We start from the raw sequence: 23586 nt of genomic DNA, 5'->3' as shown, positions 1-23586 counted from the left end.
AGGGGAAAAATCTTTTTTTTCACAGGTCCGGATCCTGCCCGTTATCCCGGGAATTTCAAGTTAAACAAAGGTTGAAACCTGTCCGGTTTTACTTTAGAGTGTGGCTGTGTCCCCCCTCCCGGGGGGTGAATCCGTAACTTCAGGAGGGCGTAAATGCAGACGACCACTTCGAGCTTGATGAAAATGAAGCAGGAAGGGCGGAAAATCACCGCTCTGACCGCCTATGACTATGCCTTTGCATGCATGCTGGACCAGGAGGGGATTGAGATCATCCTGGTGGGGGATTCCCTGGGCATGGTGGTCCAGGGAAAGAAAAATACCCTGGCAGTGACCATGGATGAGATTCTTTACCACACCTCCATGGTGGCAAGAGCCTGCCAGTCCGCCATGGTGGTGGGGGACATGCCTTTCATGTCCTACCAGGGCTCTTTGGACCGTGCCGTTGAAAATGCGGGCCGTTTCCTCAAGGAGGCCGGGGCTTCCGCCGTCAAACTAGAAGGAGGGGCAGATGTCTGCCCGGCCATAAACGCCATGGCCCGGGCCGGTATCCCGGTTCAGGCCCATATCGGCCTGACCCCCCAGTCGGTCCACCAGATGGGCGGGTTCAAGGTCCAGAGGGATGAGGAGCGGCTGCTCAAGGATGCCAAAGATGTGGAAAATGCCGGGGCCTTTTCCGTGGTTCTGGAAGGGATTCCCTCCCCCATTGCCGAAAAGATTACAAAGACCCTGAAGATCCCCACCATCGGTATCGGGGCCGGGCCTGCCTGCGACGGCCAGATCCTGGTTCTCCACGATATGCTGGGAATCAATGACCGGTTTTTGCCCAAGTTTGTAAAAAAATATGCCGATCTGGCCGGAGAAGCCAGAAAAGGCCTGGCCTCCTATATCGAAGAGGTCAAGCAGGGGAAATTTCCCTCGGACGAGTATGAGTACAAATAAGGGACAAAGATTTTCCATTATCGGCTGCGGCCGGCTGGGCATAAACCTGTCCGTGTTCCTGGCCCAACAGGGATTTATGCCCGCTGTTCTGTGCAGCAAAAGCCGGGCCTCCGCCCAAAGAGCCGTAAAGGCGGCCGGAGCAGGGCGGGAGGGCCGGGATCCGGTGGAGGCGGCAAAGGCCGCAGACCTGGTCTTTATCACCACCCCGGACACGGTGATTGAACCGGTGTGCAGGGCCGTGGCAGAGGCCGGCGGGTTCAGTTCCGGGTCCGTGGTCTTCCATCTGTCCGGAGCCCTGTCTTCCTCTATTCTGGATTCGGCTAAGCAGACCGGGGCCGCCATCGGCTCCATCCATCCCCTCCAGGCCTTTGCCCCCTATGAGGCGGGACAGGCCTCTCCCTTTACGGGAATCAATATCTCCCTTGAAGGCGACGACCGGGCCGTGGCCCTGGGGCAGAAGATCGTCTCCGCCCTCGGGGCCGGATCCTTTACCATCCCCACCCGGGCCAAGGTCCTCTACCATGCCGCCGCCGTGGTGGCCTCCAACTATCTGGTCACCCTGGAACATGCCGCCCTCAGCCTGCTGGGCGAGGCCGGCCTGGATGAGAAAAAAGCCTATTCGATTCTGGAGCCCCTGATCCAGGGGACCCTGAAGAACATCAAGGCCCGGGGAAGTGTCCAGGCCCTGACCGGGCCCGTGGCCCGGGGAGACCATGAAGTCATTGCAGGCCATCTTGCCGATATTGACGGGAAAATGCCCGGGTTTTCAGAATTTTACAGGCTGTTGGGCAGGCACACCCTGGACATCGCTATCCAGCGGGGGGAGATCTCCGGGGAGAGCCGGGACAGACTTGTCCGGCTCTTTCGCCCAAAAGATTCAAATTAAATCCAATCTTTTTTTCATGACCTTATAAAGGAAGCTCTATATTTTATTCAGCTTCAGGGGCTTTTGGTTCTCCGATTCAAGGGTCTGGTTGGCCGACTCAAGAAGGGCCTTGGAGGAGATCACGGAAACGCCTTTGAGGCTGTCATCCACGCTGAAGTATTTCTCGGCGATCTTCAGGATCCTTTCCTTGTCCAGTCCCAGCAGGGCATCCTTGAAATTCCGGCGGATCTCATCGGACAATTTGGTGATGTCCCGGTAAAAGGCCTTCATGGCGGCGGGCCCCGGTGTCTCGGGCTTGTCAATGTCCGAACAGACCTGGAGGATGGCCTCCTTGACGTCGGTCTGGGTATACTCCCCCTTCATGATGAAATCGCAGGCATTTTTATATACATCCAGGGTCTGTTTGATGTGGGGATCCCGGTAGGATCCAAAGGAGAAGATACCCTCTTCGGTGTTGTACATGGCAAATCCGCCGTAGGCCCCGCCTTTTTCCCGGATCTCCCTGTGCAGGTAAAGGGAGCGCAAAAGTTTGCTGATCACGGCCAGGCCCGGGGAATCCTCATGGGTGATTCTCACGGTTCTAAAGGACTGGCCCACAAAGGATACTGCCGTGTTGGTATACCATCCGTCGCGGGGCAGGCCCTCGTCAAATTCAATTTTTGGGGTGTGAAAGGCCTTCTGGGAACCGTCGGGCAGGCCCTGGTAGATCCGGCCGATATTCTTGTCCGAAACCAGGATGGAATCCCTGGACCCGATCACGGCCGGTTTAAAATTGTTTTTCCGAAAGAGCGCCCCTGCAATCCGCCGGAAATCCGAGTCCATATCCTGGAGAACTTTTTCCCCGGATTTCGGGAGCTCCAGCTTTTCAACAATGGACTGGACGTGCTGGTACTGGGCAATGCCGTGCCAGAGTTCATTGATGTAAGAGGATTTGGACAGATGGCGGGCGGACAGGGAAATGGCATACCTGTGTCCCGCGGATACGATGGAGGCTTCCATGGAGGCCTGGTACTGAAGAAGCAGGCTTTTGAGCCGGTCGTGGTCATGGAACCCGTATTCGAGAACAAACTCCCGGATCAGTTCAAAGAGTTTTTCCACGTTCCGGTCCAGGGCCTTTCCCTGTAGGGCCAGGAAGGAATGATACCCTCCCTGTTTTGAAAAATAGGAGCCGGAAAAAGGGGACATGGAAACACCGCCGGTGTACAGGTCCATTTTTTCGGCCATGCTGACATAGGAACTTTCCCGGGTGCCTGCGTTGGTAAAGGCCTTGCAGAAAAACGGAACCAGGGGAAACATGCCCGGGTCAATACTGCCGGCACCCACAGGACAGGTAAAGTAGAGGATCCCGGAGGTAGCCTTGTCATAGACCGTGGCAAAGGATACCTCTTCCAGGCTGTCCGGCCGGATCATTTCGATCTCCGGGGGCACATCCTCCAGTTCCAGGGTGGGAAGGACCGTGACATCCTCTTCCTTTTCCTGGAGCGCTTCAAGGGCCCTGGCATCTTCCCGGATCCGGTCCAGCTCCTCCGGGCTTAGGGTTTTGAGCCTTGCCTTGAGCTCCTCCCGGATTTCCTTTACCTGGTTCTGTTCAAGATCCGGGTTCGGTTCAAGGGTGAACCGCATCCTGTGGGGATTCTCAATGAAGTACTCTTGGATCTTGCCTTCCAGGAACCGGCCCTGGTCAAGCTCCCTGTTGAGCCGCTCAATGTCTTCGTCTATATTGATGCAGGCCACGGGGTCGCCGTCGTGGATCAGGGTGCCGGCAAAGGAGAGCAGGAGCTTGATACCAAAGGGATAAGGGGTATTGGTGATTTCCTTTCTATGGAATTCAATCTGGTGGATGGCCGAGTCAATGAGGCTCCGGTCAATCCCTTTGTCCACGAGTTCCTGTAATGTTGAAAAAATGATCTCCTCCACCTTTTCAACGGATTCTCCGGATATGTCCTTGAGCCCGCAGACAAACATGGCATCCCGGTTGTCCGGGTCAAACCCCGAGGAGTCGGACAGGGCCGATCCCAGTTTGGAATCGATGAGGGCCTTTCGCAGGGGAGAGGCGGAATTGCCCAGAAGAACCTGCTCCAATACCGTGAGAACCAGGATCTCAAAGGAATCCCTGGCATCGCAGGTAAGCCATGCCACACAGCCCTGAAACTTTTTGGCGGCCTCCCCTGAATCGGAAAAGGGAAAGGCTTTTTTCTCCTGCCTCGGTTTGTCCCACCTGGGCTGGGAGGGGACCTTTGAATCCACATCCAGATAGTCAAACCGGTTCAGCACCTTTTGGGAGATAAAGGCAAGGCTTTCTTCCAGGGGAAGGTTGCCGTAGGTATAGAAAAAAGAATTGGACGGGTGATAGTATCTGGCATGGAAGGCCTTCAGTCCTTCCCAGGTCAGTTTGGGGATGTCGCCGGGTTCTCCCCCGGAGTTGTTGCAATAGGTGGTGTCCGGATAGAGGCATTGAAACAGGGCCCGGCCCATTACCTGGCTGGGAGAGGACATGGCCCCTTTCATCTCGTTGTAGACCACACCCTTGTACTCCAGTTCCACTTCCTTATCTTCCCTGTCCAGGATATTGAGCCTGTGGCCTTCCTGTTTAAAGCTCAACTCGTCGATATCGGGAAAAAAGGCCGCATCCAGATAGACGTCCATGAGGTTGTAATAATCTTTTTGATTCTGGGTGGAAAAAGGATACATGGTCCAGTCCGAAGCCGTAAACGCATTCATGAACGTGGAAAGGCTTCGCTTGATCATGGAGAAGAAAGGATCCCTCACCTTGAACTTTTCAGAACCGCAGAGCACCGTATGCTCAAGGATGTGGGCCACTCCGGTGGAGTCCTTGGGCACGGTTCTGAAGAAGACCCCAAAGGTGTTTTCCTTATCCTGGTTGGCAATGTGGATGTGGACTGCTTTTGTCTTTTCATGGACCAGGTGGATCAGTTTTGAATCGATACTGGGGAGGGGGACCACCCGAAGCACTCGGTAGCCTTCTATCTCCTGGTTTTTCTCTAGTAACTGGGGGGCTGTTTGACTTCCCATATCCTCATTCCTAACAGGTTTCGGGTTAGATTTTCTTGTATATTCCCCGCTTGACCTTTTCTATTTTTCCTATTTTATCCAGTCTGAAAATAATATTTCTCAGTTTTTTGTCGTCATACCCGGTGGCGGCCTTAATGGTCTTGAAATTGGTGCCTTCGGGGTAATTGGCAATGATCTCCAATACCACCGAAGAGGCGCTTTTTCTCTTGGCGGTTTTCTGCACCGTTTCTTTCCTTACTCCGGGCTGTTTTTGATAAATTAATTGTTCCAGCTTGTCAAGCCTGGCGTGCAGGTCGTGAATATCCCCTCTTGTGGGAATGTCCAGACGGTGAAGAAGCATTTTGACAAATCCCTCCCAATTGGCTCCAAGTTCAGTGTTCTCTTGCATGTCGGGTCTCCTTAAAACGGTTCATTTTGCCGGTCACGCGATTCCGGCGATCCCGTGCATGAAAATGTCCCGGACTGTCCACTGATCCGAATAAAGGCGCTGTCCGGGTTCTGTACAGGGACCGAAATCGGTTCCATATGACCTATTTGTGTTGAATACTGCTTATGTTTGAAGTATTATGATTAAGAAATTACTTCTGAAACAGATGAAAGTCAAGTAGTAATTTTGCCGGGGAAAGAAAGTAAATTCCCCAGAGGGGACACAGGCGGGTCTTAATCATAAATCACAGGCAAATCAGGCAGATAAGATGACACATCCGGGAGTATTGCTCAAACGGGAAAAACTCTATGCCGGAAAGGAAATGGGGCAGAACTTTCTTTCGGATCCGGGCATAGCAAAGATGATCGTAGACCGGACCGGGATTGCCCGGGATACCCGGGTCCTGGAAATCGGCCCGGGCCTGGGCGCCCTTACGGTACATATCGCCGGAAAATCCGATCATGTGACAGTGGTGGAAAAGGACAGGCGCCTGGTGCCCCTGTTGACGGAAGAGCTTGAGAATCAGGGGGGGTACCATGTTAAAATTTTAAACCAGGATATCCTTAAAACCGATTTCAGGGAAATCGCCGGGGACAAAAAACTGATGGTTATCGGGAACCTTCCCTATAATATCTCTTCCCAGATCCTCTTCAGGCTGGTCAAGGAGAGACGACGGGTGGACCGGGCATTTCTGATGTTTCAAAAAGAACTGGCCGCAAGGATCAAGGCCGGCCCCGGGGGAAAGGAGTACTCCAGACTCTCGGCCGTTGTCCAGTACGCGGCCCGGGTCTGTTCCGTCACCCATGTCAAACCGGCCGCGTTTTTCCCCCGGCCCGACGTGGATTCCACGGTTCTTGAATTTGAGTTTAAGGAAGAGACCGGTCTGGATGACGCCATGGAAGACCTCCTGTTCGATGTGATCAAAGCCGCATTTTCCAAGCGGAGAAAATCTTTGAAAAATTCCCTTGTGACAAAGGAACTCGGCCTGGACAAGGCCCGGGTCAGACAGGCCCTGGACCGGGCGGCCATTGTTCCTGAAAGACGGGCCGAGACCCTGTCCGTGGAGGAGTTTGTCTGCCTTGCCAGGGCAGTCCATGAAATGGAGGAAATTCAGGAACCCCAGCCATGATCGATGTCATGATTTCCATGGAGAATCTCATTGAGATTCTCAAAACCGGAGGAAAAGTAAAAACCGGGGTGGATGTCTACAATCCCCAGGGCAGGCTCCTGCTTTCAAAGGCCACCCTGGTGGACCGGGTGTCTGCCCTGGAGGAACTCAAATCCCGGGGCCTCAAATCCCTGCCCGTGAACTACGCCAAGAAGGGGGGACTCTGGGACGGAAACGGGCGTCTGATCAAGGTCAGTCCCGGCGGATTTATCGATCTTGAGGCAGGCAATGGGGAACCGTTCCCGGGAAAAGAGGGCGGCGGGGATCTTCCCGGGGGTGAAGGGGATATTGAAAAACAGGTGTCCCGGATCAACGAGATAAAAAAACAGGCGGAAAAACTCTATGTCCGGTCCAGGACCTGCATTAAAAAAGCCGTTGAGCAGATCCGGCTGAGCCGGGGCGAGTTTGATGTCCAAAAAATTGAATCCTGTGTAGGGGATTTGAACGATTTTCTGGACCGGACCGGCCACCCCCTTTCCGGCCTGAACCGGGAGATCTTCTTCCATGAAGAGTACTTTTACACCCATGCGGTCAACACCTGTGTCCTGGGAACCCTGGTGGTCCGCCGGTTCAACCGTGATTTTTCCCAAACCGTTGACCGGGCCCTGACCGGGACCGATGCCGCCTCCCGGGCCGCTCCTTGCTTTACCTGTTATTTTCAAGAGGATCTCAATGCCATTTCCCTGGGAATGTTTCTCTACGACCTGGGAAAGAGCCTGGTTCCAAAAAAACTGCTGGATAAGCCGGGCAGGCTGACCCGGGATGAATTCGATATTGTCCGGCGCCACTCCTTTGACCATGGTGTGAAACTTCTTGAAAAGAACCGGATCCACCATTCCATGGTGAAAAATATCGTGGCCTACCACCACGGCCCCCTTTACCCGGACGAACCCAATGCCTATCCCCTGGATAAGGACGTCTCTGATATTCCCCTCTATGTAAAGATTGCCAAGCTGACCGATATCTACGATGCCATGACATCCCGTACCCCCTATACCCATGCCCTGGACCAGGCCTGGGCCGTCACGGAGATGGTCCGGAAGTACAGGCAAAAGGATACCATGATCCAGTATATCCTCAAGGCCTTTGTCAAGACCATGGGAATCTATCCCCCGGGCAGCATCCTCTATCTGAAAACCGGTCAGATGGCCTATGTCCTCGGGGGGAAAGGCCCCCTGGTCCTGCCCTTTACCGACAGGCAGGGCAATACCCTGAAGCAAAAAGCGGATCCTGTCAGACTGGCCGGCCCGGGAAGGGATTCCGAAGCGGTCCCGGACACCACCCGGGGGGTGAAAAGGCCCGTGGACGTCTATTCCCTTCTGCCCTCTTATCTGAAAACAATCGCCACGGCCTGACGGTTTGGATAGGACCGAAACGAATCTGGCAGGGGAATCGCAGTTAAATACCCAAGTCCGGCCACAGGGGCTTCCGCTCCGCAGAGGGAAGGATTTTTACGGGCTCTAACCGTCTTTCCACGAAAGGGTGGCAGCTCGTTTCACTCAAACCGTCCACCCTTTTGTCGCTCCAAGCCGTCAGGAGCCCGTACAAAATCCCTCTTATGTCTTTGCTGAAGCCCCGGCGGCCTTTGTACCGATAGGGCATTTAGATACGATTGCCCGCGAATCTGGTCCGGGCTATTGAATCCTTCTCTTTATTCATGATATTAATATAAGTTTAAACCACAATTAAATAAATAAGCAGAAGAGGAAAATAGATGATTCGAGCCAATGAAAATTACAATAAGCTGAAGGCCTCATACCTTTTTTCTGATATTGCCAAAAGGGTGGAGGCATTTCAGAACAATCATCCCGATCGCCCGGTCATCCGCCTGGGGATCGGGGATGTAACCCATGCCCTTCCCAAGGCCGTGATCCGGGGATTTCAGACCGGGGTGGATGAGATGGCCCGGGACGCCACCTTCAGGGGATACGGACCTGAGCAGGGATATGCCTTTTTAAGGGAAAAAATCGCGGCCCATGATTTCCAGGCCAGGGGCGCCGAGGTGTCCGCCGACGAAATCTTTGTCAGCGACGGGGCAAAATGCGACAGCGGCAACTTCCAGGAGCTGTTTGCCGATGACATCCGGATCGCCATTCCCGATCCGGTTTATCCGGTCTACCTGGACACCAATGTCATGGCCGGCCGGACCGGGGAGTTCAAGGACGGCCGGTACGAGTCTGTGGTCTACATGGACTGCCTAAAGGAAAACGGATTTCTTCCGGAGCTGCCCGAACAAGAGGTTGACCTGATCTATCTTTGCTTCCCCAATAATCCCACCGGGTCCACGGCCACCAAAGCGGAACTGGAAAAATGGGTGGAGTACGCCCGGGAGAATAAGGCCCTGATCCTTTTTGACGCGGCCTATGAGTCTTTTATCCGGGATGAGTCCCTGCCCAGGAGCATCTATGAAATCAAAGGGGCCCGGGAAGTGGCCGTGGAGTTCCGCAGCTTTTCTAAAACCGCCGGATTTACAGGAACCCGGTGCGGATTTACCGTGGTGCCCAAAGAGTGCATGATCTTTTCAGGCTCAGGGGAAAAGATATCCCTTCACGCCATGTGGAACCGGCGCCAGTCCACCAAGTTCAACGGGGTTTCCTATCCGGTCCAGAAGGCGGCCGAGGCGGTTTACTCAAAGGAGGGCCAGGCCGAGGTCAAAAAACTCATCGACGCATATATGGAGAATGCGGATATTGTCCGCAGGACCATGAATACTCTGGGATTTGACACCGTGGGCGGGGAGAATTCTCCCTATATCTGGGTGGACGGACAGGGCAGGGACTCCTGGGACTTTTTTGACCTGCTCCTCAATAAGGCCTCCGTGGTCTGCACCCCCGGGGGGGGATTTGGAAAATGCGGAAACCCCTATATCCGGATCTCCGCCTTTAACAGCCTTGAGAACGTCACCACAGCCATGGAAAGGGTGAAAGAGGCCTTGAGATGAATCATTTTTTCAAGGTTAAATCCCTTGAAGAAGTACTGGCCCTGAGAGAAGATTTCCCCTGCCTGGGAACCGAGAGGGTTGATGTGGCCCGATCCTGTTCACGGGTGCTTGCAGAGGATCTCAGGGCGCCCCGGGATATGCCCGGGTTCAGACGGGCCACCATGGACGGGTATGCGGTAAAGGCCTCCTCCACCTTCGGGGCGACGGAATCCAGCCCGGCCTGGCTCAAGATTACGGGCACCATCTTAATGGGGGATGAGCCCGGATTTGCCTTAAAGCCCGGGGAGGCCGCCCGGATCTCCACAGGGGGCATGCTGCCCAGGGGGGCCGACAGCGTGGTCATGGTGGAGCATTCCCAGACCGTGGACGAGACATCCGTTGAGATCTACAAGAGCGTGGCCCCGCTCCAGCATGTGATCGACCGGTCGGAAGACTTTCCAAAGGACCAGGTGGCCATTCCCCGGGGAACCCGGATCCGTCCCCAGGAAGCCGGACTCGCCGCCGGACTGGGATTTTCAAGCCTTGAGGTATTTAAGACGCCAAAGGTGGGGATCATCTCCACCGGCGACGAGATCATTCCCATTGAAGAAGAGCCCGGACCGGGCAGAATCAGGGACATCAACTCCTATACTCTGGCCGGTTTTGTGGAAGAGGCCCACGGCCTGCCGGTAAGGTACGGGATTGTCCGGGATGATCCTTCAGACCTGCGGCTTGCCTGCGAAAAAGCCCTGGCAGAGACCGACATGGTCCTGATCTCCGGGGGAAGTTCCGTGGGCACCCGGGATTATACCGTGGAGGTCCTTTCCAATCTTCCGGATACCCGGATCCGGGTTCACGGCATGTCCATCAGTCCCGGAAAACCCACCATTCTTGCCCACAGCGGCAATAAGCCGGTATGGGGACTGCCGGGTCAGGTGACCTCGGCCATGGTGGTCCTGAAGATCGTGGTCCTTCCCTTTCTGCGGCGGCTCATGGGGGCTGCCGGGACAGACGGCCTGGTAAGGGTAAAGGCCAGGCTGGCCCGGAACCTGGCCTCGGCCCAGGGACGGAGGGAGTTTGCCCGGATCATGCTGGAGGACAGGGGAGACGAACTTCTGGCCCGTCCGGTGCTGGGAAAGTCCGGTCTGATCCGGACCATGGTCCATGCGGACGGACTCCTTGAAATCGGGGAGCATGTAGAGGGCATGGAAAAGGACAGGATGGTGGATATTATTCTCTTGTAAAGGATGGATGGATGAGTTCAAAACGAAACGTATACCTGGATATGAAAAGCATTGAAGAGGCAAGGGAAATCCTGTTCCGGGAATTCGGTCTGATAAAGACCGGGATCGAAACCATTGATTCGGCCCAGGCCCGGGGCAGGGTGCTGGCAAAGCCTGCTGTTGCCGCCATTTCATCCCCCAATTTCCATGCTGCGGCCATGGACGGGATTGCCGTGGACGCGGCCCTGACCTTCGGAGCCAGCGAAGAAGCCCCCAAAATCCTTATCCCGGGAGAAAACGCCTTCTGGGTCAATACCGGTCATCCCATGCCCCCGGGCACCAACGGGGTGATCATGATCGAACACCTCAACATCATTGGCGAGCTTCAGGTGGAAATCGAAGCCCCTGTTTTTCCCTGGCAGAACGTCAGGAAAATGGGAGAGGATATTGTGGCCACCCAGCTTCTGTTTCCCCGGGGCCATCAGATCAATTCCTATTCCCTGGGAGCCCTGCTCTCCGGCGGGATATTCAGGATTCAGGTCTATAAAAAACCGAGGGTCCTCATCATCCCCACGGGCTCCGAGCTTAAAACCTGGCAGGAGGTCCAATCGGTCCCGCTTAAACCCGGGGATGTGGTGGAATCCAATTCAGCGGTCCTGGGGGGGCTGGCCCGGGATCACGGGGCCGAATTTACCTGTCACTCCATGCTCCGGGACGATCTTTCCTTCATTCAAAAGGCAGTTAAAGAGGCTGCCGCCGGCGAATTCGACATGGTCTGCATCATCGGGGGATCTTCGGCCGGATCCGAGGATTTTGCCAGGCCCGTGATTGCATCCCTGGGCGAGGTCTTTGTCCACGGGGTGACCATGATGCCCGGAAAACCGGTGCTGTTCGGCCGGATCAACCAGATCCCCGTATTCGGCATCCCCGGATATCCCGTGTCCGCCATCGTGGCCTTTGAGCAGTTTGCCGGCCCCCTTCTTCTGAATATGCAGGGACTGCCGCCCATGGAGATCCGTACGGCAGAGGTGGCTCCGGCAAGAAAAATCGCATCCAAACTGGGCCAGGAAGAGTTTTTGCGGGTGAAAATCGGTTCCGTGGACGGGAATCTGATCTCCTCCCAGCTTCCCAGGGGATCGGGGAGCATCACCACCATTACCGAGGCCGACGGCATTATCCGGATCCCGAAAAACCTTGAGGGCATCAATGAAAGGGAAAGGGTCACGGCCCAGCTTCTCCGGCCGGTATCGGCCATTGAGAATACCGTGGTCATCATCGGGTCCCATGACAACACCCTGGATCTTCTGGCCGATCAGATCCGGCGGACAGACGCCGGGGTCAGCATCTCGTCCAGTCACGTGGGGAGTATGGGGGGGCTCATGGCCATAAGAAACAGGGCCTGTCACATGGCCGGAGCCCACCTCCTGGATCCTGCGGACGGCAGTTATAATATCTCCTATATCGAGAAGCATCTGCCCGATGAAAAGGTGAGAATGGTCAACCTGGTCATGAGGGAGCAGGGCCTGATCCTGCCAAAGGGAAACCCGAACCGGGTGGAGTCCATTGAAGATCTCAAAGACAAGGGGTTGCGGTTCATCAACCGCCAGCCAGGTTCCGGAACCCGGATCCTTCTGGATTACAAGCTTGCGACCCTGGGGATCGATCCCGACGATATCACGGGATATGAGAATGATGAGTACACCCACATGTCCGTGTCCGTGGCCGTCCTGTCCGGCCGGGCCGATGCGGGCCTGGGCATCATGGCTGCGGCAAAAGCCCTGGATCTTGATTTTATCCCCGTGGTTACGGAGGAGTACGACCTGGTGATTCCGGAGCGGTTCTTTGAATCCGCCAAGATCCGGGCTGTCCTGGAAACCATCCGATCCGCCGACTTCAAGAACCGGGTCTCCTCCCTTGGCGGCTACGGAGTGGAAAAAACCGGAAAGGTCATATATTCCTCTTCCTGATAAGGGGAAAACCGGAAGGTCTGAATTCCAACCTCTTTGTTTTAATATTTTTCTAATTTATTTTTAATCCCGAGGTAACGGGAGCAGAGTATAAAAGGTTTCGTCAATTCAATTCAAAAGAACGAAAGAGGATAAGTTCAAAACAAAAGCAAGAAGAGAAAAAGAATTGGAGGGAGGAAACCCATGGCAGTAAAAACAATGTATACCCCGTCCCAGGACGAACCCTACATGAATGAAAGGCAGGTCGCTTATTTCAGGGACAAACTGGCCGTCCGGAAAATTGAACTGACCGACAAGATTGAATCCACCCTGAATAAAATGAAATCCCTGAAATCCGTTGATGCGGATATCCTGGATCGAAGCAATTCCATGATGAACCTTGAATCGGAAGTCATGGCCTTTGACCGGTATATTGAACAGGTCAAGCAGATTGAAAAAGCCCTTGACCGGATCGATACGGGAAATTTCGGCTATTGCGAACTGACCGGCAGTGAAATCGGGCTGCGCCGCCTGGAGGCCATGCCCTTTGCCACCATGTCCATCAAAGCCATGGAACTGCTGGAATCCGGCCAGGAGATCCTCCGCCCTTCCTGAGCCTGAACCTGAAACAGAAGAATCTGATCCCGGACATTGGGAAAAAGAAAAGGACAGCTGTCAAAGCTGTCCTTTTTTTGTTCTTATAAAGCCCATGGGAAACAGAGACCTGCCCAGTTTCCCTGTTTTTAAACTCGGATGAAAACCTGCCCATATACAAGGCCCGAGAAAGTTTGAGGCCGGAAGTCTACTATTGTGCATGAAGACCTCAAACTTTCCTAGCAAGGCCGCAGACGGGTGGGGTTTTGTTCAAATATTAATAGGGATGGATCTCCACCCTTCTGTTCAAAGACCGTCCGAATTCGGTTCCGTTCAGGGCCACGGGCCGCTTGAAACCAAAGCCGGTGGTGGCCAGACGGTTTCTGAGGATTCCCTTGTCCACAAGGTACTTGGCCACGGCGTTTGATCGTCTCATGGAAAGATCCATATTATACTCTTGGCTCCCCACATTGTCGGTATGCCCCTGGAGTTCGACACTCATGGCCGGGTTCTTTTCCAGGATTTTCACCACTTCATCCAGCAGGGAATAGGCCTGGGGTTTGATCACGGCCTTGTTAAAATCAAAGAGCACATTGTCAAGGATCCAGCAGCCCTGGGCATTGACCTTGGCTCCCATGGGGGTTTGCGGACACTGGTCTTCGTCGTCGATTACACCGTCCTGATCACTGTCCTTTTTTCCGGGGACCTTAGGCGCGGGAGCCGGAGCAGCAGGGGCCGCTTCCATTTTCTTGGCCTTGGCGTTGAGAAATACTTTTTCAACAAATGAGGCCATGCCTTCGCCGCTCATGAGATCTTTGGCTTTGGAGAAAAATCCACAGTCACCGATGCGGGCGATTTCCTGGAGCAGGGCTTCCCCTTCAGCGGAATCTCCCACCTGGATGGGGTAGATGCAGATGGATGATCCGTACTTGTCCTTCAGGTTCTGGGCGCTTGCGATTGCACGGGGCATTTGCAGGCCGTCGGCAATAACGATCACGGCATTATGGACTCCGCCTAGGTTTTCAAAATCCATTGCCGCAGCGTCAAAGGCCAGGCCCAGGGGACTTGTTCCACCCGGTTTTGTCACCTTTGCCAGGCTTTTATCCAGGTCTGCCGTGGAATAGGGAACCATTCCGTAGAAGAGTTTGGTCGGATCCTTGGTTATGGATGGATGATGGCCAAAGGTTCTCAACCCGGCGGTCTGGCCCAGTTCCGGTATGGTCATGTTCATCCGTTCGGCAATGGCCTTGGCAATGACAAAGTTGGTGGGTTCTCCATTCATTTTTAATTGGTCCACAGAGCTGGATGCATCCAGGATGATCAGGAAATTATCCACCTTGGAGGTATACATGTTTGGATCAAATTGTTTCGCGGAAAAGGAGGACAGATCAGCAGGCATTTTTGTTGCGCAGCCAAAAAGAAAAAACAGGGTAAGAACAGACATAAGGCTTTGAACTAAAAATTTCTTTTTCATTTTTTTCACCTCTTCGGTTTAAGATTATTGGTATGTAAAAAAAAGAACGTATACCTGGAATGAACGTGGTAAATACCCTCTACTTTTACAGGAGAATAAAGATGAAATCAACCGTTCTTTTCCATTTCATGGATGTTTTTTGCCGGAAGATGCAGGGCTTTGGATCGGAAAATAGATCGTTAAAACAGGTCGTTATGTTTTTTTTGGGCTTTTGTCGCAGTGGAGTTCTTTTTTGATCGCCACGGCCAGATTCCGGATGGTAAAGGGTTTTTTTATGTATTGTCCGGCTCCGAGTTTCAGGGTCTTGCGAATTCTCGGATTTTCCGAATAGCCGCTGGCGATGATGGCCCTTTGAAGGGGATTGATCTCTAGGGTTTTCTTATAGGTCTCAAATCCGTCAATGCCCGGATCCATTTTCATATCAAGGATCAGCAGGTCCACGGGGTTGTCTTTTAAAAATTCCAGGGCCTCTTCTCCGCTGCCTGCTGAAAACGGGGTGTATCCCAGCATCTCAAGGCAGCCTTTGGCAATTCTACGCTGCTCTTTGATGTCGTCAACCACCAGGATCTTTTCCTTGTTTCCCCTGAAGTCTTCGATGGCCATGTCCTGGGGAACCGCATTGGAGATATTCCGGGTGGCCGGGAAAAAAAGTTCAAAAATCGTACCCCGGTTTTTTCGGCTTCTGACTTCTATATACCCTTCATGGTCTTTTACCGTGTTCCAGACCACGGAGAGTCCAAGCCCCGAACCGCTTCTCCCCATCTGTTTTTTTGTATAAAAAGGCTCAAATATCTTTTCCAGATCCGGCTTTGATATTCCCTGGCCGTCGTCACTTACCCGCAGAACGGCGTACTCCCCTTCATTGATCTCATCGTACCCGGAGATGGGCATGTCCACATACCGGTTACAGGTCTGGATACTCACCTGTCCCCCCGGTTCGACAGCTTCGGCTGCATTCATGACAAGGTTCATGATCACTTTTGAAATATGGGTTTCAGACCCTTTGATATTCATGAGTTCAGGCTCTGAATCGGAGCTGAAGGTCACTCCCGAATAGTGGAGTTCAAGCTGCCGGTGGGCCGGGCTGTTAAAGTATTCATGGACCACGTTGTTCAGGTTGATGATATTCTCATTGACCACCCTCCGCCGGGTCAGGGTTAAAAGATCCTGTACGATCTCGGCTGCTTTTTTACCGGCATCATGCATAAACATGATGGGCTCCCTCAGGGGGCTGTTTTTGTCGATCTGGAGGAGGAGAACTTCAGGGTAGGATACCAGTCCGGAAAGAATATTGTTCAGGTCATGGGCAACCCCGCCGGCCATGATGCCGATGAGTTCCATTTTTTCCGCCCGGTTGAGTTTCTCCTCCAGTTCCTTTACCCGGGAAATATCCCTGAGGCAGCCGAGTATGGCGGGCTGGCCTTCCCAGATCACCCTCACGGAGTTGACCTGGACCCAGATGGTCTTTCCCTGCCGGTTCAATGCCCTGAAGGAGTATGTGGACCCAAAGTCCTCCCCCTTCAGCCTCTGCTTATGTTTTTCCATTACTTTCCGGCTGTCACCCGGGTGAACGATATCCATAAAAGGGATCTTCAAGAGTTCTTCCATGGGATACCCGGACAGGTCAGCGGTTTTGGGATTGGCGAATTTGATGAATCCGTCCTGGATGAGATAGATGCAGTCGTTGATGTTTTCAATCAAAACCCTGTATTTTTCAGCCGGACCCACAGGGCCTTTGATGCCGGAATCAAGCCTCTGCCCCGGATCCGGCGGGGCTGCCCGGCCGGCCTCAAGCTGGCGGGTTTCCCTGGCCAGGGCAGCGGCAAGGGATTTGAGTATCTCGATATCATCCCGGGAGAACTCCCGGGGTTGGGTGTCTGCCGTACACAAAAGATCGGTGACGGTACCGGGAAGGGGCACGGCCAGCCATGCCCTGAGTCCGAAGTTTTCAACAAGGGTGTCCGCCCCGATGATTCTGGCCCGGGTCATATCGGGAATGAGATAGACAGGATCAACAGCCTCTATATCATTTTTCCCGAAGAAACTGCTGCAATGCTTCAGGCCTTCCTCAAAACCTTCGGGAAGATTCCGGCCGGCAAGAACCGAGACTTTAAAGGAATCATTGTCCACCCTCAGGCAAAAGGAAAAACAGGTTCCAAGGAGAGAGCACGCCTGTTCCGTAATTTTGTCAATATTCTTTTTGCAGTCCGTTCCCAGCATGTGAAAGAGCTGGGTAAGCTGGACGGCTTTAGGATCCATGGCGATTTTCCCGGTTATTGTTTCCGTGGAACTCTTTAACGGCTCATTATGAATTCATGATTTTAATATCCCCTCACCGGATTCAGTTCAAGTCTTTTTTTACTTATTGCATTTTGCAGGCACAAATTATATACGAGGGGCTGGTCGCTGGAGTTAGGGGGAAGGAAAGACAGGTCCTTTCCCATGGATTATAAAAGGGCAGGAAAGAATGAATGGAAATATACCAGGGAATCATACTCGGCATTTTACAGGGACTTACTGAATTCCTGCCGGTGAGCAGTTCAGGCCACCTGGTCCTGGGCCAGCTTTATCTGGGGATCAAGGAATCCATGCTTTCCTTTGATATCAGCGTCCACATGGGCACCCTTGCCGCCGTTCTGGTGGTTTATTTTTCGGATATACGGACCATGGTCCGTTCTATGGCAGGTTTTACAGTCAGGCTTTTGCGCAGACAACCCGCTTTTCATCTGTTAAAGGAAGATCCCAACCTCAAAATGGCCTGGCTCATCATCATCGGGTCCGTGCCCACAGCCCTGATCGGCCTTGCCCTGAAAAAAGTCGAACATATCCTTTTTACATCCTCCCTCATCGTAGGCTTCATGCTTATCCTGACCGGGACCGTTCTCTGGGTGTCCAGACATTTTTATCATGACCCCGGAGCCCATGACTCCAGATTTGACGCCAAACGGGCCCTTTTCATCGGGATCATCCAGGGGCTGGCCGTGATTCCGGGGATATCCCGTTCCGGGAGCACCATTGCCGCGGGCATGTTTGCCGGCTTTGACCGGTCCATGGCAGCCAAATTTTCTTTTCTCCTGTCCATTCCGGCCATTTTAGGGGCCCAGATTCTAAGTATAAAAGAGACCCTGAACACCACCGGATTGAGCATCGATCCCGTCACCGTCTGCGGGACCATCGCATCCTTTTTAACCGGCCTTGGAGCCCTGACCCTATTATTGAAACTGGTTCACAGGGGCAAATTTCATCTGTTTGCCCCTTACTGCTGGCTGGCCGGGACCCTGGCCCTGGCAGCGAACCTGATTTAGAGGAGACAGATTCAGACCCCGGGTTCGGCCCGGGGCCATGTTTGATTTATATGCAATTATCCCCACCCCAGAAGGACGCAGTCGATCACACCGGCTCCCCGGCACTCGTCGTTGCCGGAGCCGGTTCGGGAAAGACCCGGACCCTTACGGCAAAATTCTCCCATCTCATTAACCTGGGCCATGATCCAAAAAGGATACTGGCCATAACCTTCACCAACAAGGCCGCCGATGAGATGAAATCCAGGCTCATTGAAATGACAGGACTTTCCTACGGCAGTTTTCAATGGGTCCGCACCTATCATTCCGCCTGCCTCATGATATTGAAAAAGCATTGTGAGCTTCTCGGGTATACCCCGCCTGTCCAGGTGTTTACGGTCTATCAGCAGGACAAGCTGGTCAAGGAACTCTGCGTGAAGAACAACGTGGATAAAAAATACGCCGGAAGAATTCTGACTGCGATTTCCCGGGCCAAGAACTCCGGGAACCCGGAAAAGTACTTTGACCGCAAGCCCAGGATCATGGGTTTCAGGATCGAGGAGTTTTTTGTCCAGTATGAAGACCGTCTCCGGGAAATGAACTGCGTGGATTTTGATAATATCCTTTTAAAAACAAGGGATCTTCTCCGGGACCATAGAGATATCCGGAAAAAATATCAGAACTATTTTTCCTATATCCTGGTGGACGAATACCAGGATACCAACAACCTCCAGGAAGATCTGACCAATCTGCTGCTGGGAGCCCACAGGAATCTTTTCTGCGTGGGAGATGACTGGCAGGCCGTATACGGATTCCGGGGAAGCAATGTGACCCATTTTTTAAGCTTTCCTGAAAAGTACAAAGATTCAAAGGTGTTCCGGCTGGAGGAGAATTACCGGTCTGCCGATGAAATTGTCCAGGCCGCCAACGACATGATCGACCACAACCCGGACAAGATGGACAAGCGCTGTTTTTCCCAGAAAAAGGGAGGGGTGGTGGAGGTCTACGATTTCTTATCCGACGCCCATGAGGCCGAATGGACGGCCAGGAGGATCATGGCCCTCCACCGCCAGGGCCAGGGCATTCCCTATGACAAGATGGCCGTGGTCTACCGGACAAAGTTCTGTTCCCTGCCCTTTGAAAAGATCTTCAGGCAGTACCGGATTCCCTACCAGCTCATGGGGGCCCAGGGCTTTTTCGAACGCATGGAGATCCTGGACATCAACTCCTATTTAAGTGCGGCCTGTTTTCCCCAGGATGATCTTTCCTTTGAACGGATCGTGAATACCCCCAAACGGGGCATTGGGCCGGCCATGGTCAAGAAAATCGCAGAGGCCCGTCAGCCGGGCATGGGACTCCAGGAAAGTGCCCGGGGCATGGTCCGGGACAGGGTGCTGACCCCCAAGATCCATGAAAATCTTATTGAGGTCCTGGAGATTCTGGATGCCATCCACGACATGGCTCCGGCCATGGCCATTGAGACCGTCCTGGACCGGACCGGCTACTATGAATTTCTGGAGAAAAAGGCAAAGACCCGGGCGGAATTTATTTCCAAAAAAGAGAATCTCGAGCAGCTTGTCCACACGGCCCGGCCCAAGGACAACCTCATGGAGTACCTTGAAGAGGCGGCCCTGATCCGTGAGGACAAAGATGACAAGGAAGAGGATGACTCCGGAGGGGTGGGGCTTTTAACCATTCATTCAGCCAAGGGCCTGGAGTTTGACACGGTATTTATCGCCGGATGCGAGGAACGGCTCTTTCCCCATTGGCGGTCCATTGACGACGGGGACCAGGCCCTGTTCGAGGAGCGGCGCCTCATGTACGTGGCCATGACCCGGGCCGAACGCTTTCTCTACCTGACCCATGCCAATTACAGGAAAGGGGAGTTTGCCGTCAGGAGCCGGTTTGTCGATCAGATTGAAGAGTATCTGAGATAGAAGCCTTAAAGGCAAAAGTCCAAAGCCAAAATCCGGGAAAGGGGAGGTCCGGCTGATTACAGAGGTTACAGGTAATTTGGAAACACCAGGAGTTTACTAAGGGGGTTCATGGACCTGTTTTATGCCATTAAAGAGCCGATTTCCCAGCTTTCAGGAAAAATTCTGCGGAACGGTCTTAAGATCATTCCCTCGGACCACAAGACCATATTTCTGACCCTGTTTTTCAGTATCTTTTCCACGGTGACCGGTGTGGGAATTGTGGTCCCCCTGCTGCCCATCTATGCCCACGATCTGGGGGCTGCCGGCATTTACGTGGCCATGATTTTCGGCTCTTTTTCCATTTCAAGGACCTTTTTCCTGCCTTTTTTCGGCCGGCTCTCCGACCAGAAGGGAAGAAAACCCTTTATCCTGGCAGGACTTTTTGCCTATGTTTTGGTATCCATTGCCTTTTTATTTTCCTCCACCGTGGAAGAACTGATCCTGATCCGGTTTGTCCAGGGGGCCGGATCCGCCATGGTCATGCCCGTGGTCCAGGCCTATGTGGGAGAGATTACCCCTGAAGGCTCCGAAGGCTATTCCATGGGACTCTTCAATCTCTCCATGTTTTTGAGCCTGAGCCTGGGCCCCCTCATGGGAGGGGTGATCCGTGATGTCTGGTCCATGGACGCCGCCTTTGCCTGCATGGGGCTGCTCTCGGGTGCCGGACTGGCCTTCTGCTTTATTTTTCTGCCCCCCCTGTCTGAGGAGAATCTGAGCCTGAGGCGGCAGGATCCCCTTCCCTGGCCCGTGCTCGCCAGGGACCGGGCCCTTGGGGCCCTTTTTGTCTTCAGATATGCCTATACAGCCTGTATCGGGATCATCTGGTGCTTTCTTCCCCTGTTCGCCGACAAGGCCTTTCATCTTTCCGGATCCCAAATCGGCCTGCTGGTCATGCTCGGGGTTTTTGTATCCGGTGTTCTCCAGCTGCCCATGGGCTATGTGGCCGACCGGAGCCATAAGAATTTCATGATCATCTCCGGGGGGGTGTTGTCTGCCCTGGGAATGCTTCTGGTCTTTTTTTCAAACTCTTTTGTCGATCTTCTCGGAGCGGTTTCCCTGTTCGGGGCAGGGGGGGGGATTTCCATGCCGGCCATTACCGCCCTTGCCGTGATCAAGGGAGACGAGGTCAAAGCCATGGGATCGGTCATGTCCGTCATGACCATGGCCCACAGTCTGGGAATGTTCACCGGCTCCATTCTTGCCGGGCTTGCCATGGACTTTTTCAGGCTTGAGCTTGCCTTTCCCTGCGGCACCCTGTGCATGGCCCTGGGAACCCTTTGTTTTCTGATCCTGATCCGGAAACCATGAGCCTTTGCCCGGGGCGCCGGGGCAGAGGCAGGGATCTTTTTGATTCATAAATCCGGACAGGCCCTGGTGAATTGATTTTTTTTGCCTGTTCCGCATTTTTCATGTATCTTGGACCCTGCGATTTATTCAAAATTGACGGTCGAAATTGACGAAATTTTAAATTCACGGCAGCGGGATAAAGGCATCAGCAATCCATGCGGGTAAAGATCCATACCCATTCCCGGGAATGGGACCGGTTTGTCAGGGAAGATCCGGGAGCGGCTTACGGCCATCTTTTCGGATGGCGCCGGGTGATTGAAGCCGCTTACGGCCATAAACCCCTCTACCTGGCCGCGGCGGAAGACAGGGGATCGGAAAAGATCCGGGCGGTCCTTCCCCTTTTCCGGTTCAAACGCCCCTTTTGCCGCCCGGAATGGATCTCCATCCCTTTTTTTGACCAGGCCGGGATTCTGGCCCGGGATGAAGAGGCGGGAAGATTCCTTCTGGAAAAGGCCGGGGCCATTCTGGCCGGAAAAGGAGAGGGACGCCTCTCCCTGAGGCAGGACCGGGGATTTGATGCTTCGGCTCTGGCAATGGACGGCCGGCGGCCGGAGATCTTTCGCGGGAAAATCGGCCTCAGCATCCGGCTGGGGCCGGGCCCGCAGAAAATGGAGGCCCTGTTCCGGTCCAAACTCCGGAGCCAGGTTCGAAAAGGTCTGAAGAACGGTTTGACCTGGGATATCGGAAAACATCGCCTCCTGAATCCCTTTTACCGGGTATTGAGCCGGAATATGAGGGACCTGGGCTCTCCGGTTCATTCAAAAAAGTTTTTTAAAGGCGTATTGGCCTGTTTTCCGGGCCAGGCCTTTATCTGTGTGGTCTATTTCAAAGGCATGCCCGTGGCCGCATCCTTTATGTTCCGGTTCAAAAACCGCATTGCCAATCCCTGGGCCTCCTCTGTCCGGGAGTTCAGGCATTTGAATGCCAATATGGTGCTCTATTGGCAGATGATCCGGTTTGCCTGCAACCTGGGGCTGGACGTGTTTGACATGGGCCGTTCTTCCAGGGGGGCCTCCACCCACCGGTTCAAAGAGCAGTGGGGCCCTGAGGAAACTCCCCTTTCCTGGTATACATGGACCTTGGGCAGAGAGAAATCCATCAGGGAGACCCTTTCCATCTCCCCCTGGAAAACCCTTCCCCTGTGGGGGGCCAATCTGGCCGGCCCTGTGGTCCGGAAGTATATCTCCCTGTGAAGGTCGAAAAGGAAATATGATCGAGATTCAAATTCCCATGCCGGTTCTGGTCAGCGTTGACGATGTGGGCTGGTGGTCGGGGCAGGACGGGTCTTCCGTAAATCAGCCCTTTCGCACCGGTATGAAAAGGTCCCATGTCCCGGAAGATTACCAGGCCCTGGCCGCCCTGGGCAAGGCCCTGGACATGAAGATCCCCGCAGGCTTTGTCCTGTGTGAGTGGGACAAAACCGGTCTGTTGAAGAGCCTGCCCTCTGCCACCTGGATGGGGGATCAATGGCAAGGGTTTTCCCAAAACAGGGCGGAAAAGGAAAAGGCCGCCTGGATTATTAAAGAGGCTAAATCTTTTCTTGAGCCTGCCCTCCACGGCATCGGCCATGAATTCTGGATCAAGGGGAAAATGGACAGAAGCGAGTTTCATACCCCATCCGGGAAGATGCGGCCTCCCGATGAAGTGGATAAACATCTGGAATATTTCTTCAGACTCATGGAACAAACCGGCCTGGACACAGGGGTAAGACTCTTTATCCCCCCGGCCCTGAACCATAGTTTCGGAGACGAAAGATTCCAGAAAATCGCCGCTTCTTACGGGATCCAATATGTCTTCCTGGTATTTGAGCGGGCAAGATGCCATGCCCGGCCCCAGTTCCCGGGGGCGGCATGGGAAAACAATGTCGTTCTTCTGGAGCGGGGGGCATCGGCTGTCCCGTGGAACCGGACATCCCCCCGGCCGGAATTCGGATTTGACCATCCCATCCTCCCCCTGCACTGGGCCAATCTCCTCAACGAAGATCCGGCAAAAAACCTGGATGGGATCCATGCCTGGGCCGAGTTCATCCGGACCGGAGCCCGGGAAAAGGGGCGGGTACTGGTCCGGGACATTGCTTCCTGCCTGACCCAGTACCTGAACGCGACCCAGTCCGGGATTCGGCAGGAGGGAAGGGATTATATCATCCACATGGACTGGATCCAAAGGGTGCCAAAGTCTGCCCTGGGAGACGAGATTTTTTTTGCGGTCAAAAAACCAGGGCCCGGGGTGATGAAGATCTTTGGAGCGGTCGAAAAAGAGCCTTCCCGGCCGGCAGAGAACAGGTTTTTGAAACTGGGTCTGCCCGAATCGGGAAAAGTGGTGATCCGTCTCGAGAAAACGGCCTGAGCGGTTGGATTGTTGGGATCTCTAGC

At 53.9% G+C, this 23586-nt stretch carries 17 protein-coding genes; 13 read left to right on the top strand and 4 right to left on the bottom strand.

Annotation, left to right across the window (positions count from 1 at the left end):
- Positions 1-153 precede the first annotated feature (153 nt).
- Both panB and F608_RS0110175 read left to right on the top strand, forming a co-directional pair.
- The gene (gene panB, locus F608_RS0110180; protein ID WP_022665532.1) at positions 154-939 is read left to right on the top strand and encodes a 3-methyl-2-oxobutanoate hydroxymethyltransferase; all 786 of its coding nucleotides are present in this window, start codon (positions 154-156) and stop codon (positions 937-939) included.
- Positions 926-1825, top strand: coding sequence for a Rossmann-like and DUF2520 domain-containing protein (locus F608_RS0110175; RefSeq protein ID WP_022665531.1), 900 nt, complete (start codon positions 926-928; stop codon positions 1823-1825). Before panB ends, F608_RS0110175 begins: the two co-directional genes overlap by 14 nt.
- Positions 1826-1861: 36 nt before the next feature.
- Here F608_RS0110175 and F608_RS0110170 read toward each other — a convergent pair whose 3' ends face one another.
- Together F608_RS0110170 and F608_RS0110165 are read right to left on the bottom strand one after the other, a co-directional pair.
- Positions 1862-4858, bottom strand: a complete 2997-nt coding sequence (locus F608_RS0110170; protein ID WP_022665530.1) for an insulinase family protein — start codon at positions 4856-4858, stop codon at positions 1862-1864.
- Positions 4859-4883: 25 nt separating this feature from the next.
- On the bottom strand, positions 4884-5246 hold the full coding sequence (locus F608_RS0110165; protein WP_022665529.1) for a hypothetical protein: 363 nt from the start codon (positions 5244-5246) through the stop codon (positions 4884-4886).
- A 307-nt stretch (positions 5247-5553) separates the two neighbouring features.
- Between F608_RS0110165 and rsmA the strand changes: the two genes are divergently transcribed.
- The 6 genes from rsmA to F608_RS0110135 all read left to right on the top strand — a co-directional run bounded on the left by rsmA (position 5554) and on the right by F608_RS0110135 (position 13157).
- Positions 5554-6414, top strand: a complete 861-nt coding sequence (rsmA, locus tag F608_RS0110160; protein WP_022665528.1) for a 16S rRNA (adenine(1518)-N(6)/adenine(1519)-N(6))-dimethyltransferase RsmA — start codon at positions 5554-5556, stop codon at positions 6412-6414.
- Positions 6411-7808 (top strand): HD-GYP domain-containing protein, encoded by a 1398-nt coding sequence (locus tag F608_RS31395; protein WP_022665527.1) that lies wholly within the window; start codon positions 6411-6413, stop codon positions 7806-7808. The genes rsmA and F608_RS31395 overlap by 4 nt, the downstream gene beginning before the upstream one ends.
- 359 nt (positions 7809-8167) lie before the next feature.
- Positions 8168-9394 carry an LL-diaminopimelate aminotransferase gene (locus F608_RS0110150; RefSeq protein WP_022665526.1) on the top strand — a complete coding sequence of 409 codons (1227 nt, stop codon included), beginning with the start codon at positions 8168-8170 and terminating at the stop codon, positions 9392-9394.
- Complete coding sequence (locus F608_RS0110145; RefSeq protein WP_022665525.1) at positions 9391-10617, top strand: molybdopterin molybdotransferase MoeA; 1227 nt, start codon at positions 9391-9393, stop codon at positions 10615-10617. The genes F608_RS0110150 and F608_RS0110145 overlap by 4 nt, the downstream gene beginning before the upstream one ends.
- A gap of 11 nt (positions 10618-10628) precedes the next feature.
- A complete protein-coding gene (locus F608_RS0110140) occupies positions 10629-12563 on the top strand; it encodes a molybdopterin biosynthesis protein (protein ID WP_022665524.1) in 1935 nt (644 codons plus the stop codon).
- A gap of 183 nt (positions 12564-12746) precedes the next feature.
- Entirely contained in the window at positions 12747-13157 is a 411-nt protein-coding gene (locus F608_RS0110135) for a TraR/DksA family transcriptional regulator (protein ID WP_022665523.1), read from the top strand.
- A 256-nt stretch (positions 13158-13413) separates the two neighbouring features.
- On the opposite strand, the gene F608_RS0110130 is transcribed toward F608_RS0110135, so the two are convergent.
- Both F608_RS0110130 and F608_RS0110125 read right to left on the bottom strand, forming a co-directional pair.
- Entirely contained in the window at positions 13414-14610 is a 1197-nt protein-coding gene (locus F608_RS0110130; protein ID WP_022665522.1) for an OmpA family protein, read from the bottom strand.
- Between the two features lie 192 nt (positions 14611-14802).
- The gene (locus tag F608_RS0110125; protein ID WP_022665521.1) at positions 14803-16869 is read right to left on the bottom strand and encodes a hybrid sensor histidine kinase/response regulator; all 2067 of its coding nucleotides are present in this window, start codon (positions 16867-16869) and stop codon (positions 14803-14805) included.
- Between the two features lie 212 nt (positions 16870-17081).
- Here F608_RS0110125 and F608_RS0110120 point away from each other — a divergent pair, with 212 nt between their 5' ends.
- The 5 genes from F608_RS0110120 (at position 17082) to F608_RS0110100 (ending at position 23560) form a co-directional block, all read left to right on the top strand.
- On the top strand, positions 17082-17915 hold the full coding sequence (locus F608_RS0110120; protein WP_022665520.1) for an undecaprenyl-diphosphate phosphatase: 834 nt from the start codon (positions 17082-17084) through the stop codon (positions 17913-17915).
- Positions 17916-17965: 50 nt separating this feature from the next.
- The gene (locus F608_RS0110115; RefSeq protein WP_027362636.1) at positions 17966-19828 is read left to right on the top strand and encodes an ATP-dependent helicase; all 1863 of its coding nucleotides are present in this window, start codon (positions 17966-17968) and stop codon (positions 19826-19828) included.
- A gap of 108 nt (positions 19829-19936) precedes the next feature.
- Positions 19937-21175 (top strand): MFS transporter, encoded by a 1239-nt coding sequence (locus F608_RS0110110; RefSeq protein ID WP_022665518.1) that lies wholly within the window; start codon positions 19937-19939, stop codon positions 21173-21175.
- A gap of 194 nt (positions 21176-21369) precedes the next feature.
- Complete coding sequence (locus F608_RS34610) at positions 21370-22407, top strand: GNAT family N-acetyltransferase (protein ID WP_022665517.1); 1038 nt, start codon at positions 21370-21372, stop codon at positions 22405-22407.
- A gap of 16 nt (positions 22408-22423) precedes the next feature.
- Complete coding sequence (locus F608_RS0110100; protein WP_022665516.1) at positions 22424-23560, top strand: hypothetical protein; 1137 nt, start codon at positions 22424-22426, stop codon at positions 23558-23560.
- The last annotated feature ends 26 nt before the right edge of the window (positions 23561-23586 follow it).

Source organism: Desulfospira joergensenii DSM 10085 (genome assembly GCF_000420085.1).
GTDB lineage: Bacteria > Desulfobacterota > Desulfobacteria > Desulfobacterales > Desulfobacteraceae > Desulfospira > Desulfospira joergensenii.
The sequence above is the reverse complement of the archived record's forward strand: the minus strand, read 5'-3'. Positions and strand labels throughout refer to the sequence as shown.

What these genes read in the sequence shown, in the direction of transcription:
- F608_RS31395 (WP_022665527.1), top strand. Translation starts at nt 6,411, where the DNA reads ATGATCGATGTCATGATTTCCATGGAGAATCTCATTGAGATTCTCAAA.
- F608_RS0110110 (WP_022665518.1), top strand. Translation starts at nt 19,937, where the DNA reads ATGGACCTGTTTTATGCCATTAAAGAGCCGATTTCCCAGCTTTCAGGA.
- F608_RS0110140 (WP_022665524.1), top strand. Translation starts at nt 10,629, where the DNA reads ATGAGTTCAAAACGAAACGTATACCTGGATATGAAAAGCATTGAAGAG.
- F608_RS34610 (WP_022665517.1), top strand. Translation starts at nt 21,370, where the DNA reads ATGCGGGTAAAGATCCATACCCATTCCCGGGAATGGGACCGGTTTGTC.
- F608_RS0110145 (WP_022665525.1), top strand. Translation starts at nt 9,391, where the DNA reads ATGAATCATTTTTTCAAGGTTAAATCCCTTGAAGAAGTACTGGCCCTG.
- F608_RS0110175 (WP_022665531.1), top strand. Translation starts at nt 926, where the DNA reads ATGAGTACAAATAAGGGACAAAGATTTTCCATTATCGGCTGCGGCCGG.
- F608_RS0110125 (WP_022665521.1), bottom strand. Translation starts at nt 16,869, where the DNA reads ATGGATCCTAAAGCCGTCCAGCTTACCCAGCTCTTTCACATGCTGGGA.
- F608_RS0110100 (WP_022665516.1), top strand. Translation starts at nt 22,424, where the DNA reads ATGATCGAGATTCAAATTCCCATGCCGGTTCTGGTCAGCGTTGACGAT.
- F608_RS0110135 (WP_022665523.1), top strand. Translation starts at nt 12,747, where the DNA reads ATGGCAGTAAAAACAATGTATACCCCGTCCCAGGACGAACCCTACATG.
- F608_RS0110130 (WP_022665522.1), bottom strand. Translation starts at nt 14,610, where the DNA reads ATGAAAAAGAAATTTTTAGTTCAAAGCCTTATGTCTGTTCTTACCCTG.
- F608_RS0110150 (WP_022665526.1), top strand. Translation starts at nt 8,168, where the DNA reads ATGATTCGAGCCAATGAAAATTACAATAAGCTGAAGGCCTCATACCTT.
- panB (WP_022665532.1), top strand. Translation starts at nt 154, where the DNA reads ATGCAGACGACCACTTCGAGCTTGATGAAAATGAAGCAGGAAGGGCGG.
- F608_RS0110165 (WP_022665529.1), bottom strand. Translation starts at nt 5,246, where the DNA reads ATGCAAGAGAACACTGAACTTGGAGCCAATTGGGAGGGATTTGTCAAA.
- F608_RS0110120 (WP_022665520.1), top strand. Translation starts at nt 17,082, where the DNA reads ATGGAAATATACCAGGGAATCATACTCGGCATTTTACAGGGACTTACT.
- F608_RS0110115 (WP_027362636.1), top strand. Translation starts at nt 17,966, where the DNA reads ATGCAATTATCCCCACCCCAGAAGGACGCAGTCGATCACACCGGCTCC.
- F608_RS0110170 (WP_022665530.1), bottom strand. Translation starts at nt 4,858, where the DNA reads ATGGGAAGTCAAACAGCCCCCCAGTTACTAGAGAAAAACCAGGAGATA.
- rsmA (WP_022665528.1), top strand. Translation starts at nt 5,554, where the DNA reads ATGACACATCCGGGAGTATTGCTCAAACGGGAAAAACTCTATGCCGGA.